Origin of the sequence: Candidatus Methanoperedens sp. (genome assembly GCA_027460525.1) — an archaeon.
Classification (GTDB): domain Archaea; phylum Halobacteriota; class Methanosarcinia; order Methanosarcinales; family Methanoperedenaceae; genus Methanoperedens.
This window is the reverse complement of sequence record JAPZAS010000035.1, coordinates 1-19,068: the sequence shown is the minus strand read 5'-3', so window position 1 is coordinate 19,068 and position 19,068 is coordinate 1. Positions and strand designations below refer to the sequence as shown.

Sequence of the window (19,068 nt, the reverse complement as noted above, 5' to 3'; positions counted from 1 at the left end):
TCTGTGGTTGATTATATATACAACTCCCCAACACGTAATGTAACGGTCACGATAAGATGGTTATATGATTTCGAACGCCAGCCGTAAAGTAAAAGAAGGGAAGCTTGTAAAAGTAGAGCTGGAATACGATAACGCAATCACGAAGCTCAAGATCACCGGGGATTTTTTCCTGCATCCAGAGGACATCCTGGAAAAAATCGAAGAAAGTATGCTCGGCATGAAAAAAGATGATGTTATGGAAACTTTTGCATCTAAAATCCAGAAGATAGTTTCAGCCCATGACGCCCAGATGATAGGCATAAGCGCCGAATCGCTTGCTCTTGTGATTAAGGAGGCGCTTAAATGAAGTGGAGGGTAGTAGAGATGGAAGCATGTGATGCCTATACGAACATGGCTATCGAGGAAGCTGCATGGGAAGGGGTAAGAAACGGGGCATCCCCGCCCACCATAAGGTTTTATTGCTATAAACCGCGCGCCGTTTCCATCGGGTGTTTCCAGAGTATAAGAGACGAGGTCAATCTCGAAGAATGTAAAAATTCAGGCATAGACTGCGTGAGAAGATGGACAGGCGGGGGAGCGGTGTACCACGACCAGGAAATAACATACGGCGTGATTGCGCCTCTTAAAATGTTCCCCAAAAATATAATAGAGTCGTACAGGCTGATATGCGGCTGGCTCGTCAGGGCTCTTGAAAGTCTGGGTATCGAAGCAGAGTTTCGACCCATAAACGATATTCTTGTGGGAAACAAGAAAATCTCTGGCAGCGCCCAGACACGCCGGGGCGGGGTATTATTGCAGCACGGCACGCTGCTGTACGACCTTGATCTCCCGACCATGTTCAGCGTGCTGAACGTGAGCAGGGAGAAGATTTCAGACAAGATGATAAAAAGTGCAGAGGAGAGGGTGACGTGCATTCTGCGGCATTGCGATCTGGATAAGAGTGAGGTTTATCAGGCTCTGGTTTCGGCGTTCACAGAGGGCAAGGACTTTGAGTTTGGGACATGGAGCGAGACTGAAATCGCACGGGCGGAAGAGCTTGCCGGGAAGAAATACAAGAGCGAGGAATGGATGTATCTGAGGTAATGATTATATCTTCTCAAACATCTCTTTGGGCGCGCCGCATACAGGGCAGACCCAGTCCTCGGGCAGATTTTCAAAAGCAGTTCCCGGCTTCGCCCTCGGCGGGTCGCCGGCATCAGGGTCGTATATATAGCCGCAGACAGTACATCGATACTTTATCATTTCCTCACCGCGGGTAAATCCTTCTGTAATGACAAAAAGATTGCTCTTGAAAAAAGCTTATCTGAATAGAAATGAACTATCTTTTATGATAAAACCCGGCTGGCTTAAAACGAGACCTCCGGCTGGGACAAAGTTCCAGACTTTAAATAAAGTCTTACACGAGTATAATTTGAACACGGTCTGCACAGGTTCAAGCTGTCCGAATACGGGAGAGTGCTGGAGCAGAGGAGCTGCTGCGTTAATGATCATGGGAAACATCTGCACCAGAAACTGCAGATTCTGTGCCGTGAAAAAAGGGAAGAAGGGCGAACCTCTTGACCCTTCAGAACCGCAAAGGCTGGCAGAGGCTGTTGGAAAATTGGGCTTGGGATACGTTGCCTTAACCTCTGTTGACAGGGACGACCTTCCCGATGGCGGTGCAGAGCATTTTGCAGAATGCATTAACGCAATAAAATGTCATGATAACACTATAATTGTTGAGGCGTTGATTCCTGATTTTCAGGGGGATGCGGAATGCCTCGGGAAGATAATCAAAGCCAATCCAGATGTGATAGGGCATAATATAGAAGTTGTTAAGGAATTTCAGGCTCTGGCAAGGGATAGAAGAGCGGGGTATGTTTTGTCCATGGAAGTGCTGAAGAAACTAAGGGAGATGTCTTCTTCTCCCCATATAAAATCTTCCCTGATGCTTGGTCTCGGGGAGACCTCGGAAATGGTAATGTGCGCGATGGGTGACCTGAGAAAAGCAGGCGTAGAACTGCTTACGCTGGGTCAATACCTGCGACCCAGCATGAAGCATATTGAAGTTAAAGAGTACGTATCTCCTCGGAAATTTGCTTACTTTAAGAAAAAAGCCGAGGATATGGGGTTTCTTTCGGTTGTCAGCGGTCCTCTTGTCAGAAGTTCGTATATGGCAAATTCAGTAAAGATTAAAAAGGTATAGAATCATATAATCCTGAGGGAGGTATAAAATTGCCAAGACAAAAAATTCTGGATATGAGCGTGGATTGGCTTTCGATTCTTGACCCTGAAGGCAATGTGGACAAGAGTTTGGAGCCAGCTCTGGATAAGGAAACGCTTGAAAAATTTTACAGGACGATGGTGCTCACGCGCATGTTTGATGATAAAGCCCTGAAGCTTCAGCGCCAGGGCAGAATGCTTACCTTTGGATCATGCCTTGGGCACGAAGGTTGCCAGATAGGAAGTGCTTTTGCCATGGCACCCGATGACTGGTTTTTTCCCTACTTCAGGCAGCACGGAGTTCAAATAGCAAGAGGGATTCCTCTGAAGTTTATCTATATTTACTGGATGGGTTCTGAAGATGCCAACATGAACATCCCTCCCAAAAACTTTACCGTTAATATACCTGTGTCAACCCAGATACCCCATGCAGTAGGTGCAGCCTGGGCTGCAAAAATTAAGAAGGAAAATATAGCTGTTGCTGTATATTTAGGGGATGGTGCCACTTCCGAAGGGGATTTTCATGAAGGTATGAATTTCGCTGGAGTATTCAAGACTCCAACAGTCTTCATCTGCGAGAACAACCAGTACGCCATATCCCTGCCGCGCGAGAGGCAGACTGCTTCCAAAACACTGGCTCAGAAGGCTCTGGCATATGGTTTTGATGGGATCCAGGTGGACGGCAACGATGTGCTCGCGGTTTACAGCGCGACAAAGGCTGCACTTGAGAAAGCAAGGTCAGGGGGCGGACCCACATTCATAGAATGCTATACTTACCGCCTGGGTGCGCATACAACATCCGATGATCCCACACGATACAGACAAAATGCTGAGGTAGAGGAATGGAGAAAAAAAGACCCGATAAAGCGCCTGCGCATATATCTTGAGAAAAAAGGCATCTGGAGCCAGAGCTACGAAGACAAACTGATAAAAGAACTCACAGAAGAAGTCGAGAAGGCTGTGGAAGAGGCTGAAGCCTATAAGCCGGGGGTGGAGAACATGTTCAGGTATGTGTATGCGGAAATGCCTCCGCACTTAAAAGAGCAGATGGAAGAACTCCTTGACTTTATAAAAAAGAAGGGATAGACATGGCTAAACTCAACATGGTGCAGGCAATCAACCTTGCCCTGCATGAAGAGATGAAAAGAGACCCTTCAGTTGTGGTTATGGGCGAGGATGTGGGCGTGGACGGCGGGGTGTTCAGGGTAACCGAGGGGCTTCTTGAAAAGTTCGGAAGCGAAAGGGTAATCGATACGCCACTTGCTGAATCTGGCATTGTCGGGACTGCGATAGGCATGGCAGTCTCAGGGCTCAAGCCTGTGGCAGAGATACAGTTCGAGGGATTCAGCTATATGACGATAGATCAACTGGCTGCCCATGCTTCCAGAATCAGGTACCGCTCAAGAGGGGCGTACCACTGCCCCCTTGTCGTAAGGGCGCCTTATGGTGGAGGGGTGAGAGCATTGGAGCACCATTCGGAAGCAGTGGCAACGTTTTTTATCCACATCCCTGGCATGAAGGTGGTGATACCATCATCTCCATACGATGCAAAAGGTTTACTTATATCCTCGATCAGGGATCCCGACCCTGTTTTCTTTTTCGAGCCAAAAAGGCTTTACCGTGCCTTCAAGGAAGAAGTACCCGAAGGGGATTATACAGTGCCCCTCGGCGAAGGCAAAAAGCTCACCGAAGGAGATGAGCTGACCCTGATATGCTGGGGCGGTATGGTCAGGGTATGCCAGGAAGCCCTGGAAAAGGTCAAGGATACAAGCGTTGAGTTAATAGATTTACGCACGCTCTCGCCTCTGGATGATAAGCTCATAATAGATTCTGTCAAGAAGACAGGAAGAGCGGTAATAGTCCACGAGGAGCCAAGGACTCTGGGTCTGGGGGCTGAGATAATTGCAAGGATTAACGAGAAAGCATTCCTTTCTCTTGAAGCACCGGTTAGGCGGGTTACAGGATACGATGTCCCGGTACCGCTGCCCAAGCTTGAGGATTACTACCTGCCCGATGCCGAAAAGGTAGCCAATGCCATAAAAGAGGTGGCGGCTTTCTGAGGTGAGATTATGGTGGATGTAAAGTTTCCAGATGTAGGCGAGGGTGTAACCGAAGGCACGCTTGTTAAGTGGCTTGTAAAAGTCGGAGAGGAAATAAAGGCTGACCAGGCTGTGGCTGAGATCGAGACTGACAAGGCGATTGTTGAAATACCATCACCGAAAGCCGGGAAGATATCGAAACTCTATGGAAAAGAGGGAGATAATATAAAAGTTGGAAGTATCCTTGCCTCGCTTGCCCTGCCAGGTGAAGAGGTAAAAATTCCTGAGGCAAAGCCCGCAGCTAAACCTGAGTCAAAGCCTGCGGAATTAAAACCTGAAGTGAAGCCGCCTGAGATGCCGGAGCGGGTTTTAGCTTCTCCCTCAACAAGGCGCCTGGCAAGGGAACTGGGCGTGGATATATCCGGAGTTGCAGGGACAGGACCAGGCGGCAGGATTACCGATGAGGATGTTAAAAAATTTAAAGAAGCGCCAAAACCGACTGAAGCTGTGGCTGAAGCCGCGCCGGAAATAAAAGCCCTGGAAGAGAGAATTGCAGTAAAAGGCATACGCAAGACCATAGCGGACAGGATGGTTAAATCTTTATTCACAGCGCCGCACGTGGTTTCAATGGACGAGGCGGATGTCACGGAGCTTGTGAAACTCAGGGAAAAGGAGAAAAAGACAGCAGAAGAGAAAGGCATAAAGCTCACTTACCTTGCATTTATCGTCAAAGCGGTGACGGTAGCGTTGAAGCAGCACCCGTACCTCAACGCATCCCTTGATTCCGAGAAAAATGAAATAATATTAAAACGCTATTATAACATCGGGATAGCGGTTGACACTCCGGACGGTTTGATGGTTCCTGTCATAAAGAACGCAGACGAGAAGAGCATAATGGAACTTGCGCAGGAGACTGAAAGGCTCTCTCAGGAGGCGCGAAGCCGGAAAATTAAGCTTCCCGAGCTAAAGGGCAATACCTTCACCATAACGAATATAGGAAGTATAGGCGGGATTTTTTCAACGCCCATAATCAATCCTCCGGACGTTGCAATTCTCGGCGTGCACAGGATACGAGAGATGCCAGTCGTGATTGATGGAGAAATCAAGATACGAAAGATACTGCCTCTTGTGCTGTCGTTTGACCACAGGGTACTGGACGGGGCGCAGGCTGCAAGGTTTATGAATACCCTTATAGAGCACCTGAAAGACCCGGATTTGCTGCTGGTGGATGTGATGTAATGGTAATGGGAGATATTATTACAGGCTGCGATGTCCTGGTTGTCGGCGGCGGTCCGGGTGGATACACGGCGGCTATACGGGCTTCGCAGCTCGGCAAGGACGTGATACTTGTGGAGAAGTACGACCTCGGCGGCGTTTGCGTTTACAGCGGTTGCATTCCTTCAAAGGCTTTAATCCATGCCGCTAACCTTATCTACGAAATAAAAAATCCGGGGAATATGGGGATAAAGGGTTCGGTTGAATTCGATTTTAAAAAGCTCCAGATGTGGAAATTCGAGGTTGTAAAAAAACTCAGGGACGGAATAGGCTTTCTCTGCAAGAAATACGGCGTGCAAGTGATAAAGGGCGAGGCTTATCTTGAGTCCTCTGATAAGGCAAGGGTTACTTTACCTGATGGTGAAACTTCTACCATCAAGTTTGGGAATGCAATAATAGCAACAGGCTCGCGACCTGCGGATATCCCGGGATTTCCCTATGATAGCAGGTTTGTTATCAACTCCAATGAGGCTCTGAGCCTTATGAAAGTGCCCGATGACATGATAATCATCGGCGCCGGATACATCAGTATAGAACTCGGGACGATGTATGCCAAGCTTGGTACACGGGTGAAAATAATCCAGCGCTCGCCCCGGATACTGACCAAATTCGATCCGGAATTGGTCGAAGTGGTGAGCCAGAAAATGAAGAAACTGGGAATGGAGGTATATTACAATTCCAAACCTGAAGGAATGCGTATGGAAAACAAGGGGGTAATAGTAACCATCAGCGATAAAGAGGGCAAAAAAACCGAACTCAAAGCTGATAAAATAATGGTGGCTGTGGGCGTGAAACCCAACAGCGTGAATCTGGGATTGGAAAATACAAAGGCGGAGCTTGATAAAAAGGGCTTTATAAAAGTCGATGAGAAGCGAAGAACAACAGACCCGAGGATATACGCAGTCGGGGACGTGGCAGGTGCTCCATTCCTGGCGCATAAAGCTTTCAGGGAAGGCAAAGTGGCTGCCGAGGTAATAGCAGGTCTGCCAAGTGCCTTTGATAACAGGGCAATACCCGAAACTGTCTTTTCCGAGCCAGAGATAGCTACCGTTGGTCTGGACGAAGAAAGTGCAAGGAAGAAGGGCTTTGAAATAATTACAGGCAGGTTCCCCTTCCGAGCCTCAGGAAGTGCGCTTACGCTTACCGGGGATGGGACTGAAGGGTTCGTGAAGGTGGTGGCGGATAAGAAGAGCGGCGAAATTCTGGGCATCCACATCGTGGGAGCAAATGCCTCCATGCTGATAAGCGAAGCCTCACTTGCCATAGAAAATGCCGCTTTCCTTGAGGACTTGGCCGGGACGATTCATCCCCACCCCACGCTTCCCGAAGCTCTTGCAGAGGCGGCTGAAGCAGCGCTGGGGAAGGTGATTCATATATAATATCCGAGTCATGTGAATTGATGCCAAGTGACAAACTATAAAAACCATCGAAGCCATACTTAGTTACGGGGTGTTACAATATGGCATACGAACCAAAAAACTTCGATAGCCTGCTGGGCACGAAAGGGTTGAGCGACCAGTTGCTGAAAAACCATTTCACGCTATACCAGGGCTACGTGACGAACACAAATAAATTAACTGATGCACTGAATGCGATGCTAAAAGACGGGAAGACAGGAACGCCGGAATATGCAGAACTGAAGCGGCGGTTTGGCTGGGAATTCAACGGGATGCGGCTGCATGAGTACTATTTCGGCAATATAGTGAAGGGCGGCGAACCAATCGATAAAAGTACAAACCTGTACAAGAAGATAGCTTCGGATTTCGGGTCATACGAGAACTGGGAAAAGGATTTCAAGGCAACCGGAGCCATGCGCGGCATAGGATGGGTTATGTTATATTACGACCATTGGGCTGACCGGCTCTTTAATGCCTGGATAAATGAACACGATGGGGGACATCTGTGCGGTGCAACTCCTCTTCTAGTCATGGATGTGTTTGAACATGCATATATGGTTGACTACGGAATTAAGAAAGCCGATTATATCGAGGCATTCTTCAAGGCGATTGACTGGACAATGGAAGATTGGGTAGATAAGATGTTCGAATGATGTTGAAAATGGCAATACCAAAACTACCGGAAGGTCCCTTTTGCCAGAGCTGCGGCATGCCCATGAACAAGCCAGAGGATTTTGGAATAAATACGAATGGAAGTATGAGTAAAGAATACTGTAAATTCTGCTTCCAGAATGGGAAGTTCACAGACCCCGATATTACCATGCAGCAAATGATTGAAAAAGTAGCTGGCTTCATGGTAACGTTGGAGGAAATGCCGGAGAAGGAAGCAAAAAATTTGGCAAAAACCACCATTTCAAAACTTAAAAGGTGGCAGAGTAAATCAGGATAGCGAGATATGGTATCCTGAACCCTATTCAATGAGTTGCATATCCTCGCCGCAGCAGACCAGCGCTCCTCCGCCTGCTTTTGTCACAACGACCTCGTTGCCGCATATATTGCATCTGTATTTCTCGCCTACTTTTTCAACGCCCATAATTTAACCTCCTTATAATTCACTATAATTGGCAGGTTATATAATCTTTTAGTTATACGATTGGACAGCAAAAAATGAACATCATTATAAGTTTCATACTTTATTTCCTTGTTTTTGCAGGGCTCCATAGCCTCCTTGCCGCAGATTATATCAAAGATAAGGGCGAGAAGCTGCTTGGAAAGGGATACCGCTTTTACAGGATAATGTATACGATTATCAGCTTTCTCACATTTGCGCCTGCATTCTTTATATGGGTAAGTTTTACAGGTTCTACTCCTCTTGTTTATAGCCTTCCTGAAAGTCTTTATCCTGTCATTATCCTGATTCGCCTGGGCGCGCTCGGAATGTTTGTCTATGCTTCTTACCAGACGGATGTCCTTGAATTCATGGGCATACGGCAGAAAGCAAAAAATATACTGATAACAGGCGGCGCCTACGGGATAGTCCGCCATCCGCTTTATACAGGCGGCATACTCCTGTTATTCACCAAAATGGAAATGAGCCAGCTTGACATAATAGCAGTTTTGCTTGTTTCTATATACCTCATAATAGGAGCATTTATCGAAGAGAGAAGGTTGCTCTCTGTTTTCGGTGAAGAGTACAGGAAATATCAGCAGCAGGTGTCCATGTTAATTCCTGTGAAACGGGTTATGCGAATGAAATCGAAATGTTGACTGTGTGCACCCATTTTCGCTAAGAAAATCAAAGGAAGATCAAGCAGGATATAGAGACAGGAATTTCCGCATCTCAGGGAATGGTGTGAAGGTCATCTCTGGGCTCCCGGCTGCTATCATGGCCCGGTCGGGCAGGGCTGGGAAGTGGTTGAGAAATACATTTCCACGCAGAATTGCGCTGCTGGTGAGGAAGGTTTATAGGCAAAAAACGATAACAAGCCCGTGTATCATCATTAAGTACGGGGTATGGTGACTGATACGGATTAAATTGAAAACGCCTCATAATGATAATAATTAATTCATTAATATAATCATGGGAAATATTAAATACTACAATATTACTATCTTAAATAAGATGTTTAATTATCGTGAGAGCGGGCTTCTTGAAAGGCTTGATGCGTATGCAATACCCATAAGAACTATTCACAAGCGAACCGGAAAAGCCCGCAACAACTTTGTCATCCTCTATGAGCATAAGATGCACTTTCCGGAATTGAAATTATCCTTTCTCAGCGCAAACGACCTATTTCTTACAAGGGATATAACTTCATTAAGCCTGCTTTCGATGCATTTCATAATCGACTACGTTTCTTTGCCCGGTAAGAATACGATTTCCTGCCTGAGCACGCCTATTGAAAAATGGACCAAAAAAATGATATTTGCGGATGAAGAAACCCTGAAATATCTCATTCATTCGCCTGCCTTTCCCCTTAATTACAAAAAGCGTTTTTCGGAGATAATCGAAGATATCAAGAAAGAGATTGATTCGCTCAAATACGAATCTTCTCCATCCTCTCCGGAAACGCAGGAGCTTGTAGACTATTATTTGAGCATTATAAAAACGCCACCAAAAATGGCTGCGGTTTCGAGGCGTTCTGTACAGTGATTGAAGACTATAAGTGTTCTTATGCTCTCAAAAAGCGATAAGAATCCAGAACAACCTCCCAAAACCTGAAACCTCAGTGCGCATATCCCAAAAGTAAATGAAGTGGTCGTGCCCAAATAAGAAAGAGGAAAAAATTTGGAAAATAAACCAGGAAAAGTCAAATTACATTGGTTTTGGGGATTTTTAGGATTCTTAGGATTCTTAGGATACAGCTTAAAAGAACCGCTGTATTATGTGTTTTTTGTGTTCTTTTTGTTCTTTATAGAACCCGTTATTCCAAAACGTAAATAAAATGGGCTTAGCGATGCTCTTGCGAATTCAATAAAGTCCCAGCGCTGCAAAAAAATGAATCCTGCAGTACTCTAAGAATACAAAACATCGAGCATCCACGCCGATGCCTTTCGGATTTCAATCCGGGGTCGGTGGCGATAGGCATTTTCATGCCCGTAAAGCCGCTCCCTTCTGCTCCATTTCATCCAATCTGGAAGCATCTCATGGAAATTGAACCGTAATGAAATCCTTCATAAGTGAATTTCAGCGGTTCATTTTTTACCTGCAAAGCCATCGCATATATCATCGGAAGGTAATGGTCAAGCGTCGGAACTGATAATGCCGCCCCCTTCATTTCCTGAAAGTTGATTAACTCCTTATGATTGTTATTGAGCAGATTATATTTTACTTCCTCATCGAATTCCACAGCCCAGTCATAGGGCTTCGCATCTATATTTCCAAAATCAATTAACCCAAGGTTATGTACAATATTACCGCTACCTATGATTAAAACCCCTCTTTCCCTTAATCCTGCAAGCTCGGATGCCAGCTCGTAATGGTACCTTATCGGTTTCGGGTGCCATTCATTAAAAGAATAATCGAGGCTCATTTCAAATACCGGAATATCCGCCTCAGGATACATGTGCCTTAAAACAGCCCACGAAGCATGGTCAAGTCCCCAGTCGGTGCTGCATTTTACCTGCGCTTTTTGTATTGATTCTTTTACGAATCCGGCGTAACCGGGTGAACCAGGACTCGGGTATTCCATTTCATATAACTCATCCGGAAATCCATAGAAATCATAAATAGTCCTGGGTTTTTCCATACATGAAACGGATGTCCCCTCTGTCAACCAGTGCGCCGAGATTACCATTATTGCCTTCGGCCTGGGTAAGTTTTTCCCAAGTTTTGAAAGGCTTCTGGTGAAGTTGTTTTTTAAAATGAGATTAAGAGGCGAACCATGCCCTATGAATAATACAGGCATTTTCTCTTCATGCGGGTTTTCTTTGGTGTTTCCGGTCATTATATCCTCATTCACACGTTCATAATACCCGCATCAACACTATCAAATATGTCGTTCAAAGTTCCTCCAGTGCCCTTTCCCTCAATTTGTCTTTTTTGCGGGCTTCGCGCAGCACGTCTCCTGCCTTTTTGTCAAATAGTTCTTTAAGACTTCCCATTTCAGCTTCAAGTTTAGGAGTGGGCAAGATTAGCAACCCTTTATCTGTATCATGTTAAGTGCTCTTTTTCCAAGTTATATCTTCGCCTCATTTCATCAGTAATTATTGCCTTCATTTCGATGTATATCACCGATTCTTTGTTTTACTTTCATTAATAGAATACTATTCAGGCATCACTTAACAATTTTGGTAATCGGGAAGGAATTCTATTTAACCGAAGAAAGGATGGTGTTGCTTAAGCCAAAAACCACTCCCCCTAATGTTTTCCAAATTTTCAAAGTGTTTATATAGGATAGAATAATAGAGAACAAAAAATTCCACTAAAAGAGGTAATTCGTAATGGGCAAAAGAAAGAAAATGGTCGAACGTGTGACTGCGCTGATGGATAAACCTGAGTTTATCCGAAACATCGGTACGGTTGCACATATAGACCACGGTAAAACAACATTCTCCGATAATCTACTCGCCGGCGCAGGCATGATTTCAAAAGAGCTGGCAGGCGAGCAGTTATTCATGGACTTTGACGAGGAAGAACAAAAACGCGGAATAACCATCGATGCAGCCACGGTTTCGATGGTGCACGAGTTTGAGGGCAAGGAATATCTCATCAACCTTATCGACACGCCAGGACACGTTGACTTCGGCGGCGACGTTACGCGCGCCATGAGGGCTGTGGACGGCGCCGTGGTACTGGTGGACGCAGTGGAAGGAGCGATGCCTCAGACCGAGACGGTACTGCGCCAGGCGCTGCGTGAGAACGTAAAACCCATACTTTTTATTAACAAGGTTGACAGGCTTATCAACGAGTTAAAGCTCACGCCCCAGGATATGCAGATGCGCCTGGGGGCAGTGATTGATAAAATCAATAAATTGATAAAAGGTATGAAACCTGATAGTTACGACGAGTTACGACTTGACGCCGCTACCGGGAAAGTGGCATTTGGTTCAGCACTCAACAACTGGGCAATCAGCGTTCCTTTCATGAAAAAGACAGGCATCGGTTTTAAGGAAGTAATCGAATACTGCCAGGCTGATAACCAGAAGGAACTTGCAGAAAAAGCACCTCTCAGTGCCGTGATGAACGATATGATTATACGATTCCTGCCCAATCCGATTCAGGCACAGAAAGAGAGAATCAAGGTTATCTGGCACGGCGATAAGGAAAGTGAAATCGGAAAATCCATGATAAACGTAGATCCAAATGGCAAAGTAGCCCTCATGGTAACGGACATCACCACAGACCCGCATGCGGGCGAGGTAGCCAGTGGAAGACTTTTCTCAGGAACAATCGAGCGCGGCAAAGAACTTTACATCTCAGGAATGCCAAACCCGAACAGGGTACAGTCGGTAGGGCTTTTCATGGGTCCTGAGCGTATCGAGGTCGAAAAGGTCACTGCAGGCAACATTATTGCATTAACAGGTCTTTCCGATGCTATCGTAGGCTCGACAGCGTCCACTGAAAAGAGTATGACGCCTTTTGAGAGCATAAGGCATGTCAGCGAACCGGTTATGACAGTAGCTGTGGAAGCAAAACACATGAAAGACCTCCCCAAACTCGTTGAAGTATTAAGGCAGGTCGCAAAGGAAGACCCCACGCTTAAAGTAATGATCAACCAGGAGACTGGAGAGCATCTGCTGGCTGGAATGGGTGAACTGCATCTTGAGATCGTGGCTCACCGCATCCAGCGCGACAAGCACGTTGAGATCACCACCTCAAAACCCATTGTGGTTTACAGGGAAACTGTCCAGGGCCACGCCGGACCTGTGGAAGGTAAGTCTCCCAACCGCCATAATAAGTTCTACATGGAAGTTGAACCGTTGTCGCCTGCTGTAATAGAACTAATAAAAAATAATGAAATATCAATGAGGCAGCAGGAAGTGGAACGCAGGGATATCATGTTGAAAGCTGGCATGACCAAGGATGAAGCCAAGGGAATAACCCATATCTACGAGACCAATATCTTCATCGACATGACCAAAGGCATCCAGTACCTGCATGAAACTATGGAACTCGTTCTCGAAGGCTTTGAGGAAGTCATGAAGGCAGGACCGATGTCCAGAGAGCCGGTCATGGGAGTTAAGGTAAAATTGATGGATGCCAAACTTCATGAAGATGCCGTGCACAGAGGACCTGCTCAGGTGATACCTGCATCAAGACAGGCTATCCAGGCTGCAATGCTCATGGCGGGTGCGACGCTGCTTGAACCATTCCAGAAAGTGTTTATTCACGTGCCCCAGGACCAGATGGGGGGTGCGATGCGCGAGATTCAGGGAAGGCGCGGCGCTATACTCGATATGAAATCAGAAGGCGACACCACGATTATCGAAGCCAAGGCGCCTGTTGCGCAATTGTTCGGGTTTTCAGGAGATATACGCTCCGCAACCGAAGGCAGAGCCCTGTGGAGCACGGAATTTGCGGGATTCGAACCCGTGCCTGGGAACATGCTCAATGAAGTCGTGATGAGCATCAGGCAGAGGAGAGGACTTAAACTTGAAATGCCAAAACCGAGCGATTTCATAAGTCCCTAACGCAAGGTTTAAAAACCAAAACAACAATACGGTCACAAAACATTGTAACAAATTAAAGGAGAAATATTATGGCAGAGAAACCACATTTAAATTTAGCAGTCATCGGGCATATCGACCACGGGAAATCAACCCTCGTCGGACGATTATTGTTTGAGACTGGTGCTGTACCACCGCACATTATCGAAAAGTATAAGGAAGAGGCAAAGGCGAAAGGCAAGGAATCCTTCGTTTTCGCATGGGTCATGGACTCCCTCAAGGAAGAGAGGGACAGGGGTATCACCATAGACGTCGCTCACCAGCGATTCGATACTGCAAAATACTATTTCACGATCGTGGATTGCCCGGGTCACAGGGACTTTGTCAAGAACATGATCACAGGCGCATCTCAGGCCGATGCAGCCATACTTGTCTGCGCAGCCAAAGAGGGTGTTCAGTCCCAGACCAAAGAACACGTTTTCCTTGCAAGAACGCTTGGTATTCAACAGCTGATCATAGCCCTCAACAAGATGGATGAAGTAAACTTTGACAAGGCAAGATACGATGCGGTAAAAGCCGAACTAGGCACATTGCTCAAGATGGTTGGTTATAAGCCGGACGAAATGAATTTCATCCCAACATCTGCTTTCAAGGGAGATAATCTCGCCAAGCTGAGTGAGAATACCAAATGGTACACAGGCCCGACATTGCTGGCAGCTCTAGATATGTTGAAAGAGCCTGAAAAGCCAACAAGCCTGCCGCTGCGCATTCCTGTGCAGGACTCATATACCATCTCTGGTATTGGCACGGTGCCGGTAGGGCGTGTTGAAACCGGAAAGATGAAACCCGGAGACAAGGTAATATTCATGCCCGCCAAGGCAGTGGGCGAAGTCAAATCCATTGAAATGCATCACCAGGAGATCAAAGAAGCGATTCCAGGCGATAATATTGGATGGAACGTAAGAGGTGTTGAGAAAAAGGATATAAGAAGAGGCGATGTCTGCGGGCATCCCGATAAACCGCCTATGGTGGCAGAAGAATTTACCGCCCAGATCGTTGTGCTGCAGCACCCATCAGCAATCGCGGCAGGCTATACGCCTGTAATACACTGCCATACCGCGCAGGTTGCAGGCACGATCACAGCCATACTGAAGAAGCTTGACCCCAAGACCGGTCAGGTGGCGCAGGAAAACCCTGATTTCATCAAGGCTGGCGACGCAGCGATTGTCATCATAAAACCCACCAAGCCGCTGTGCATTGAAAAAGTTAAAGATATCCCTCAGCTCGGACGCTTTGCGGTTCGGGATATGGGAATGACCATTGCGGCAGGCATGGTGCAGGATATTAAACCGCGCCTGTAATTCTCTATTTTCTATTTTTAAAACGGAGTTTAAAATGGTTCAAAAGGCAAGAATACGTTTATCAGGGACAAGTCCTGTTACACTTGATGGGATTTGTTCCCAGGTAAAAGACATAGCAGTAAAAACCGGAGTTAGCATCTCGGGTCCTGTGCCTCTGCCCACAAAAAAATTAATGGTGCCGTGCAGGAAAAGCCCTGACGGCGAGGGAAGCGCCACATGGGACCACTGGGAGATGCGTGTGCATAAGAGGCTCATTGACCTTGATGCGGATGAGCGGGCGCTGCGCCAGTTGATGCGCATACAGGTGCCCAAGGATATAAGCATCGAGATTGTTCTGACCACTTAAATCCGGTGAACAATTTTTATATTTTTACCTGCCTGGATGAAATGCAATTTTCTTTGATCATACTTTCATAAGCATAATAATGAGAAGTCTTATTTAGATTGAAAACCAAGTCTAACCTGTGAAAAGCGATTCTGCCCAGATGACCATAGACTACATCGCAGGCATAGGGATATTTCTCCTTTCTGTTGTTTTTGTATTCCAGTTTGTATCGGGTTTATTCATACCCTTCCAGTCAGGCTCGGATAAAGCTGCACTGGCTGCGGACAGGGCAGCCACGTTGCTGGTGGAGCAAATGCTCCATGCGGATACATCAGGGGCGCTGAATGTTATAGACCAGAGCAAACTGTATAATTTCAATAATACACAGTTGAATTATTCCAACAAAACTTCGAGTTTTGTGCCCTGTGCGGGCAAATCCATGGGCTCGGCAAACTATAATAATGCGCTTTGTTCACTCGGGCTATTTATCAAACAAACATTTTTTGACATGAATGTAACGGTTGCTTACCTAAACGGAACTGTGATGAATCAAAGCTTTACCTATCCAAATGGTACTGTAAGCGATATGGGTCTCCCATTAGTTTGTGGTGCGCCTGTCCCCGAGAATACAGATATAGCGCAGACCAAACGTCTGGTATTGATTATAAATTCTTCTTCAGGCTATAATCAAACAGCCATTCTTTCTGTGAGGGTATGGTAATGCTGGACGAAAAAGCCCAGATGCATACGCTTGAGGGCGTGGCGGCAGCCACAATCATGCTTCTTGTTATAGTATATGCCATTGATGCAACTTCGATGACGCCGCTGACCTCCTCAACCGCAAATGTGCATGCAGAGACCGAGCTTCAGGCGCTTGGGCAGGATATTTTAAGCGCGCTGGATTATTCCGAGCCTGGATACAATTCAAAACTCAAATATGATGTGCTGAACTGGAGCGGCAGCGAATATATATGGAACGGAACACAGTACCTTCAACTGAGCTATGGTCAAATCGATCAGTCGAATAATCTAACAAACAATCTGACAGCAATCCTGAACGCCACTCTAATCGGGCAGGGGATTGCCCATAACGTGGAGCTGATTTTTCTCGATAACAGTACTTTTTTACCTACAAGCCAGACAATGATATACAACGGTGACCCTTCAGACAATGCCGTTATAGTTTCTAGGAAGATCGTATTGTATAGCAGCGACAACCCTAATCCAAACAACAATCCGAATTACCCGATTGAGGATATCGACCCTTCTACCAATCTGTATAATATTGTCGATGTTAAGCTTACTTTATGGAGAATGTGATGGGACTAATAGATAACCGGGACGCTCAATTTATGCTGCTGGCAGGCTTTATTATCGCTCTCGGTCTTGTGATTACCACGATTTTGTTTAACAACATCATATTCCAGGGAAATATGGCTGGCGAAGCAGGAAGCGATCCTGTAAAATATGAAATCGTGAACATGATGCAAATTACAGCAGATGAAATGAAAAGCGCATACAGTAGCGCAAATGGGACAACCATAACCCAGAAGATTGCCAATTTTAGCAGACAAATGCAAGATTTCAATGGGAATTTATCAGAGATTTATGCGCTGCACGGGGGTGGTGTGAACGGGAGCTGGGATATCGGCAACTGGAATAATAATCTTTATGCTTATTTCACAAAAAACGGGATGGCAGGCGGCGCACCTAATTGGACTGTGATTGAAAGTGTTAATAATGCAACGATATTCGTCAATATAACTGCAATAACAACTCCCTTTAATATAAGTATTAAAAACGCAACAAAAACTTGGCAAATAAACTTCACTTCCCTTGGAAATCGCACTGTTAATAACGCTCAAATCAAGGCAAATATAACATCAGCGTATAATATCTCTTTCGTAAACGGTGCCAATGTTACTGGGAATTACAGCATAACAGGCAACACCACCTACGGCAGTAACTTCATCCGCGCCCGCGATTACATCCTGAATGCCACAGTAGCGTTTTCAACCAGCAGGGTGCGCGCAAATCTCACGATTCCCGTTTCGGTCCCGTGGTGATTATATGAGACCTGAAAACCTGATAAAAAATGAGGATGCGGTATCCATCTCATTGGGTTTCATACTGATGTTCTCCATTTCCGTGGTGGTTTTCTGTTCTCTTGTCCTCTCTTTTTATACACTTTCGCAGAATTCCGAAAAAGCAGCCATGCAGAGTAGCTTTGAAATCCTGGGAAGCGAGCTTGCCGTCAGGATAACCACAATGGACACGCTGGTGAACATAAGCAATTCCTACGGCGGCACTGTGAACAGTCTTGAATACGATTTCTCGATTCCTGCATCCATAGCGGATGAGGGCTATTCAGTCAATATAACCAACACCAAACAGATAATACTTACGACTGATAACGGCGCTCAAACATGGATTCCTTTCAACACTTCATCCAGCATTAATCAGACTCCAATATACAGCAGCGCTCAGAATTATAAATTTATTTACAGCAGAACCGATAATACGATTAAAATCGGAGGACAATGAAAATAATAAAACTTCTTTACTCTGAAGATGCAGTCTCCGAAGTAGTGGACTTTGTCACAATCCTTGGAATCCTTGTGTTTTTCATAGGAATTATAGGGGTTGCAGGCTATCCTATGGTGAAGAATGCACAGGATGCAAATAATATTGAAAATACAAAGCAGAGCTTTATTGTTTTAGCTGCGAACATTAATAAAATAGTGCTCGGGCAGACACCCTCCCAGAGCGTGGAGCTTAAGGTGTATGGGGGAACGCTGAGCGTTAATGGGAGCAGCACGATTAATATAACTGCAATAGATTCGACAGGTAATAATGTAACACTGGTTTACACCACACAGATGCGCAGTATTGAAAGCACCGTAGGAAACACCGTGATTGCTTACGAAGGCACAGGTGTATGGGCGAAGTATCCCGGCGGCAACACCCTCCTTGTCTCTAAGCCGCTTATTACAAACCGCAGCAATGTGCTTGTCATACCTGTTGTTACAATGTTAGGAACCTCATCCATAGGTGGATATGGTATAAGCAGGGTTACGGCAAGCGGTGCGCCTGGGGTTATTTTGTATAGAAACGTCAGTAATATCACGGTAAATATCAGTAGCAGTTACTGGAATGGGTGGAAGACTTATTTCGGCAATGTAATGTTCTGGCAGTATTGCATCTCAAGCGAATCATCTGGAAGTTGCACCGTAAAACTGGCAACAACAAATAATATCGATGTTTATATATTGAATATTCAACTGAACACTGGAATTGTATGAAACTACTAACATACGAAAGAGCAGAGGCAGAGATTGTAGGTCATATGATCATCCTGGGCATAACCGTTCTCGGAGTGAGCATGATAGCCCTCTACGGCGTGCCTTCGATTCTCAGCCTGCAGGACACGGCAAATCTTAAGAATGCTGAGCAGACCTTTACGGTGCTCGACTCCCACGCAAGCAGGGCAGTTCTCGGGGATTCGCCGCTGCAGACAACCAACATCAATCTCGGCGGCGGTGCCCTGACGGTTGAGCCGAACAGCACAAGCCCAAGTTATATCGTGGTGAACGGCGGCATTTTTAGTTTCACAATGCCAATGGGGAAGGTGGAATATCAGCTCGGCGACAGGATAGTAGCGTACGAGGGCGGTGGCGTGTGGTCAAAATATCCTTCCGGCTCTGTGATGATCTCGCGTCCCGAGTTTAATTATAATGGCGTGACGCTTTCGCTTCCTGTATTTGATATCAATGGCGCTGCCTCTGTGGGTGGCAAGGGTACTGCGGTGGTTTCTTTCAAGAAGAACCCGAAGAACGCGGTTGTGGTATTGTTCCCGATAC

Annotated in this window: 24 protein-coding genes; 20 read left to right on the top strand and 4 right to left on the bottom strand. The window is 46.0% G+C overall.

What is annotated here, in order from left to right; genetic code table 11:
• The first annotated feature begins 64 nt into the window (after window positions 1-64).
• Entirely contained in the window at window positions 65-346 is a 282-nt protein-coding gene (locus O8C68_12615) for a hypothetical protein (GenBank protein ID MCZ7396633.1), read from the top strand.
• Window positions 343-1,083, top strand: a complete 741-nt coding sequence (locus O8C68_12610; GenBank protein MCZ7396632.1) for a biotin/lipoate A/B protein ligase family protein — start codon at window positions 343-345, stop codon at window positions 1,081-1,083. The genes O8C68_12615 and O8C68_12610 overlap by 4 nt, the downstream gene beginning before the upstream one ends.
• 3 nt (window positions 1,084-1,086) lie before the next feature.
• On the opposite strand, the gene O8C68_12605 is transcribed toward O8C68_12610, so the two are convergent.
• Entirely contained in the window at window positions 1,087-1,242 is a 156-nt protein-coding gene (locus tag O8C68_12605; GenBank protein ID MCZ7396631.1) for a rubredoxin, read from the bottom strand.
• 85 nt (window positions 1,243-1,327) lie between these two features.
• On the opposite strand from O8C68_12605, the gene lipA reads away from it, so the two are divergent.
• From lipA to O8C68_12570, 7 genes are all read left to right on the top strand, one after another.
• On the top strand, window positions 1,328-2,185 hold the full coding sequence (lipA, locus tag O8C68_12600; GenBank protein ID MCZ7396630.1) for a lipoyl synthase: 858 nt from the start codon (window positions 1,328-1,330) through the stop codon (window positions 2,183-2,185).
• A 29-nt stretch (window positions 2,186-2,214) separates the two neighbouring features.
• Window positions 2,215-3,288 carry a pyruvate dehydrogenase (acetyl-transferring) E1 component subunit alpha gene (gene pdhA, locus O8C68_12595; GenBank protein MCZ7396629.1) on the top strand — a complete coding sequence of 358 codons (1,074 nt, stop codon included), beginning with the start codon at window positions 2,215-2,217 and terminating at the stop codon, window positions 3,286-3,288.
• A gap of 2 nt (window positions 3,289-3,290) precedes the next feature.
• Window positions 3,291-4,262, top strand: a complete 972-nt coding sequence (locus O8C68_12590) for an alpha-ketoacid dehydrogenase subunit beta (protein MCZ7396628.1) — start codon at window positions 3,291-3,293, stop codon at window positions 4,260-4,262.
• 9 nt (window positions 4,263-4,271) lie between these two features.
• The gene (locus tag O8C68_12585) at window positions 4,272-5,480 is read left to right on the top strand and encodes a dihydrolipoamide acetyltransferase family protein (GenBank protein ID MCZ7396627.1); all 1,209 of its coding nucleotides are present in this window, start codon (window positions 4,272-4,274) and stop codon (window positions 5,478-5,480) included.
• Window positions 5,480-6,895, top strand: coding sequence for a dihydrolipoyl dehydrogenase (lpdA, locus tag O8C68_12580; GenBank protein ID MCZ7396626.1), 1,416 nt, complete (start codon window positions 5,480-5,482; stop codon window positions 6,893-6,895). The genes O8C68_12585 and lpdA overlap by 1 nt, the downstream gene beginning before the upstream one ends.
• Before the next feature lie 80 nt (window positions 6,896-6,975).
• The gene (locus O8C68_12575; protein ID MCZ7396625.1) at window positions 6,976-7,566 is read left to right on the top strand and encodes a Fe-Mn family superoxide dismutase; all 591 of its coding nucleotides are present in this window, start codon (window positions 6,976-6,978) and stop codon (window positions 7,564-7,566) included.
• Window positions 7,567-7,574: 8 nt separating this feature from the next.
• Window positions 7,575-7,862 (top strand): zinc ribbon domain-containing protein, encoded by a 288-nt coding sequence (locus O8C68_12570; protein ID MCZ7396624.1) that lies wholly within the window; start codon window positions 7,575-7,577, stop codon window positions 7,860-7,862.
• A gap of 21 nt (window positions 7,863-7,883) precedes the next feature.
• Here the strand turns inward: O8C68_12570 and O8C68_12565 are convergent, their stop codons facing one another.
• Window positions 7,884-8,006: a desulfoferrodoxin FeS4 iron-binding domain-containing protein gene (locus O8C68_12565; protein MCZ7396623.1), complete on the bottom strand. Its 123-nt coding sequence runs from the start codon at window positions 8,004-8,006 to the stop codon at window positions 7,884-7,886.
• A 74-nt stretch (window positions 8,007-8,080) separates the two neighbouring features.
• On the opposite strand from O8C68_12565, the gene O8C68_12560 reads away from it, so the two are divergent.
• Window positions 8,081-8,680 (top strand): isoprenylcysteine carboxylmethyltransferase family protein, encoded by a 600-nt coding sequence (locus O8C68_12560; GenBank protein ID MCZ7396622.1) that lies wholly within the window; start codon window positions 8,081-8,083, stop codon window positions 8,678-8,680.
• A 355-nt stretch (window positions 8,681-9,035) separates the two neighbouring features.
• Window positions 9,036-9,566 carry a hypothetical protein gene (locus tag O8C68_12555; protein MCZ7396621.1) on the top strand — a complete coding sequence of 177 codons (531 nt, stop codon included), beginning with the start codon at window positions 9,036-9,038 and terminating at the stop codon, window positions 9,564-9,566.
• 472 nt (window positions 9,567-10,038) lie between these two features.
• On the opposite strand, the gene ygiD is transcribed toward O8C68_12555, so the two are convergent.
• Together ygiD and O8C68_12545 are read right to left on the bottom strand one after the other, a co-directional pair.
• The gene (gene ygiD / locus O8C68_12550; protein MCZ7396620.1) at window positions 10,039-10,860 is read right to left on the bottom strand and encodes a 4,5-DOPA dioxygenase extradiol; all 822 of its coding nucleotides are present in this window, start codon (window positions 10,858-10,860) and stop codon (window positions 10,039-10,041) included.
• A gap of 55 nt (window positions 10,861-10,915) precedes the next feature.
• A complete protein-coding gene (locus tag O8C68_12545; protein MCZ7396619.1) occupies window positions 10,916-11,044 on the bottom strand; it encodes a hypothetical protein in 129 nt (42 codons plus the stop codon).
• A gap of 312 nt (window positions 11,045-11,356) precedes the next feature.
• Here O8C68_12545 and O8C68_12540 point away from each other — a divergent pair, with 312 nt between their 5' ends.
• From O8C68_12540 to O8C68_12500, 9 genes are all read left to right on the top strand, one after another.
• Window positions 11,357-13,546, top strand: coding sequence for an elongation factor EF-2 (locus O8C68_12540; protein ID MCZ7396618.1), 2,190 nt, complete (start codon window positions 11,357-11,359; stop codon window positions 13,544-13,546).
• Between the two features lie 65 nt (window positions 13,547-13,611).
• Window positions 13,612-14,883: a translation elongation factor EF-1 subunit alpha gene (tuf, locus tag O8C68_12535; GenBank protein ID MCZ7396617.1), complete on the top strand. Its 1,272-nt coding sequence runs from the start codon at window positions 13,612-13,614 to the stop codon at window positions 14,881-14,883.
• A gap of 34 nt (window positions 14,884-14,917) precedes the next feature.
• The gene (gene rpsJ / locus O8C68_12530; GenBank protein MCZ7396616.1) at window positions 14,918-15,229 is read left to right on the top strand and encodes a 30S ribosomal protein S10; all 312 of its coding nucleotides are present in this window, start codon (window positions 14,918-14,920) and stop codon (window positions 15,227-15,229) included.
• Window positions 15,230-15,347: 118 nt separating this feature from the next.
• Window positions 15,348-15,929, top strand: a complete 582-nt coding sequence (locus O8C68_12525; protein ID MCZ7396615.1) for a hypothetical protein — start codon at window positions 15,348-15,350, stop codon at window positions 15,927-15,929.
• Complete coding sequence (locus O8C68_12520; protein MCZ7396614.1) at window positions 15,929-16,528, top strand: hypothetical protein; 600 nt, start codon at window positions 15,929-15,931, stop codon at window positions 16,526-16,528. The genes O8C68_12525 and O8C68_12520 overlap by 1 nt, the downstream gene beginning before the upstream one ends.
• A complete protein-coding gene (locus O8C68_12515; protein MCZ7396613.1) occupies window positions 16,528-17,274 on the top strand; it encodes a hypothetical protein in 747 nt (248 codons plus the stop codon). Before O8C68_12520 ends, O8C68_12515 begins: the two co-directional genes overlap by 1 nt.
• Window positions 17,275-17,278: 4 nt before the next feature.
• The gene (locus tag O8C68_12510; GenBank protein ID MCZ7396612.1) at window positions 17,279-17,752 is read left to right on the top strand and encodes a hypothetical protein; all 474 of its coding nucleotides are present in this window, start codon (window positions 17,279-17,281) and stop codon (window positions 17,750-17,752) included.
• Window positions 17,749-18,510 (top strand): hypothetical protein, encoded by a 762-nt coding sequence (locus tag O8C68_12505; GenBank protein ID MCZ7396611.1) that lies wholly within the window; start codon window positions 17,749-17,751, stop codon window positions 18,508-18,510. The genes O8C68_12510 and O8C68_12505 overlap by 4 nt, the downstream gene beginning before the upstream one ends.
• Window positions 18,507-19,068: hypothetical protein (locus tag O8C68_12500; GenBank protein MCZ7396610.1), on the top strand; the 562-nt coding region annotated here is incomplete at its 3' end. The genes O8C68_12505 and O8C68_12500, both read left to right, overlap by 4 nt.

Coding starts and splice junctions, on each gene's coding strand:
- O8C68_12510 (MCZ7396612.1), top strand. CDS start 17,279: ATGAGACCTGAAAACCTGATAAAAAATGAGGATGCGGTATCCATCTCA.
- lipA (MCZ7396630.1), top strand. CDS start 1,328: ATGATAAAACCCGGCTGGCTTAAAACGAGACCTCCGGCTGGGACAAAG.
- O8C68_12540 (MCZ7396618.1), top strand. CDS start 11,357: ATGGGCAAAAGAAAGAAAATGGTCGAACGTGTGACTGCGCTGATGGAT.
- O8C68_12520 (MCZ7396614.1), top strand. CDS start 15,929: ATGCTGGACGAAAAAGCCCAGATGCATACGCTTGAGGGCGTGGCGGCA.
- O8C68_12570 (MCZ7396624.1), top strand. CDS start 7,575: ATGGCAATACCAAAACTACCGGAAGGTCCCTTTTGCCAGAGCTGCGGC.
- O8C68_12615 (MCZ7396633.1), top strand. CDS start 65: ATGATTTCGAACGCCAGCCGTAAAGTAAAAGAAGGGAAGCTTGTAAAA.
- O8C68_12515 (MCZ7396613.1), top strand. CDS start 16,528: ATGGGACTAATAGATAACCGGGACGCTCAATTTATGCTGCTGGCAGGC.
- O8C68_12610 (MCZ7396632.1), top strand. CDS start 343: ATGAAGTGGAGGGTAGTAGAGATGGAAGCATGTGATGCCTATACGAAC.
- rpsJ (MCZ7396616.1), top strand. CDS start 14,918: ATGGTTCAAAAGGCAAGAATACGTTTATCAGGGACAAGTCCTGTTACA.
- O8C68_12565 (MCZ7396623.1), bottom strand. CDS start 8,006: ATGGGCGTTGAAAAAGTAGGCGAGAAATACAGATGCAATATATGCGGC.
- O8C68_12505 (MCZ7396611.1), top strand. CDS start 17,749: ATGAAAATAATAAAACTTCTTTACTCTGAAGATGCAGTCTCCGAAGTA.
- O8C68_12555 (MCZ7396621.1), top strand. CDS start 9,036: ATGTTTAATTATCGTGAGAGCGGGCTTCTTGAAAGGCTTGATGCGTAT.
- O8C68_12590 (MCZ7396628.1), top strand. CDS start 3,291: ATGGCTAAACTCAACATGGTGCAGGCAATCAACCTTGCCCTGCATGAA.
- lpdA (MCZ7396626.1), top strand. CDS start 5,480: ATGGTAATGGGAGATATTATTACAGGCTGCGATGTCCTGGTTGTCGGC.
- O8C68_12560 (MCZ7396622.1), top strand. CDS start 8,081: ATGAACATCATTATAAGTTTCATACTTTATTTCCTTGTTTTTGCAGGG.
- ygiD (MCZ7396620.1), bottom strand. CDS start 10,860: ATGACCGGAAACACCAAAGAAAACCCGCATGAAGAGAAAATGCCTGTA.
- O8C68_12585 (MCZ7396627.1), top strand. CDS start 4,272: ATGGTGGATGTAAAGTTTCCAGATGTAGGCGAGGGTGTAACCGAAGGC.
- O8C68_12605 (MCZ7396631.1), bottom strand. CDS start 1,242: ATGATAAAGTATCGATGTACTGTCTGCGGCTATATATACGACCCTGAT.
- O8C68_12575 (MCZ7396625.1), top strand. CDS start 6,976: ATGGCATACGAACCAAAAAACTTCGATAGCCTGCTGGGCACGAAAGGG.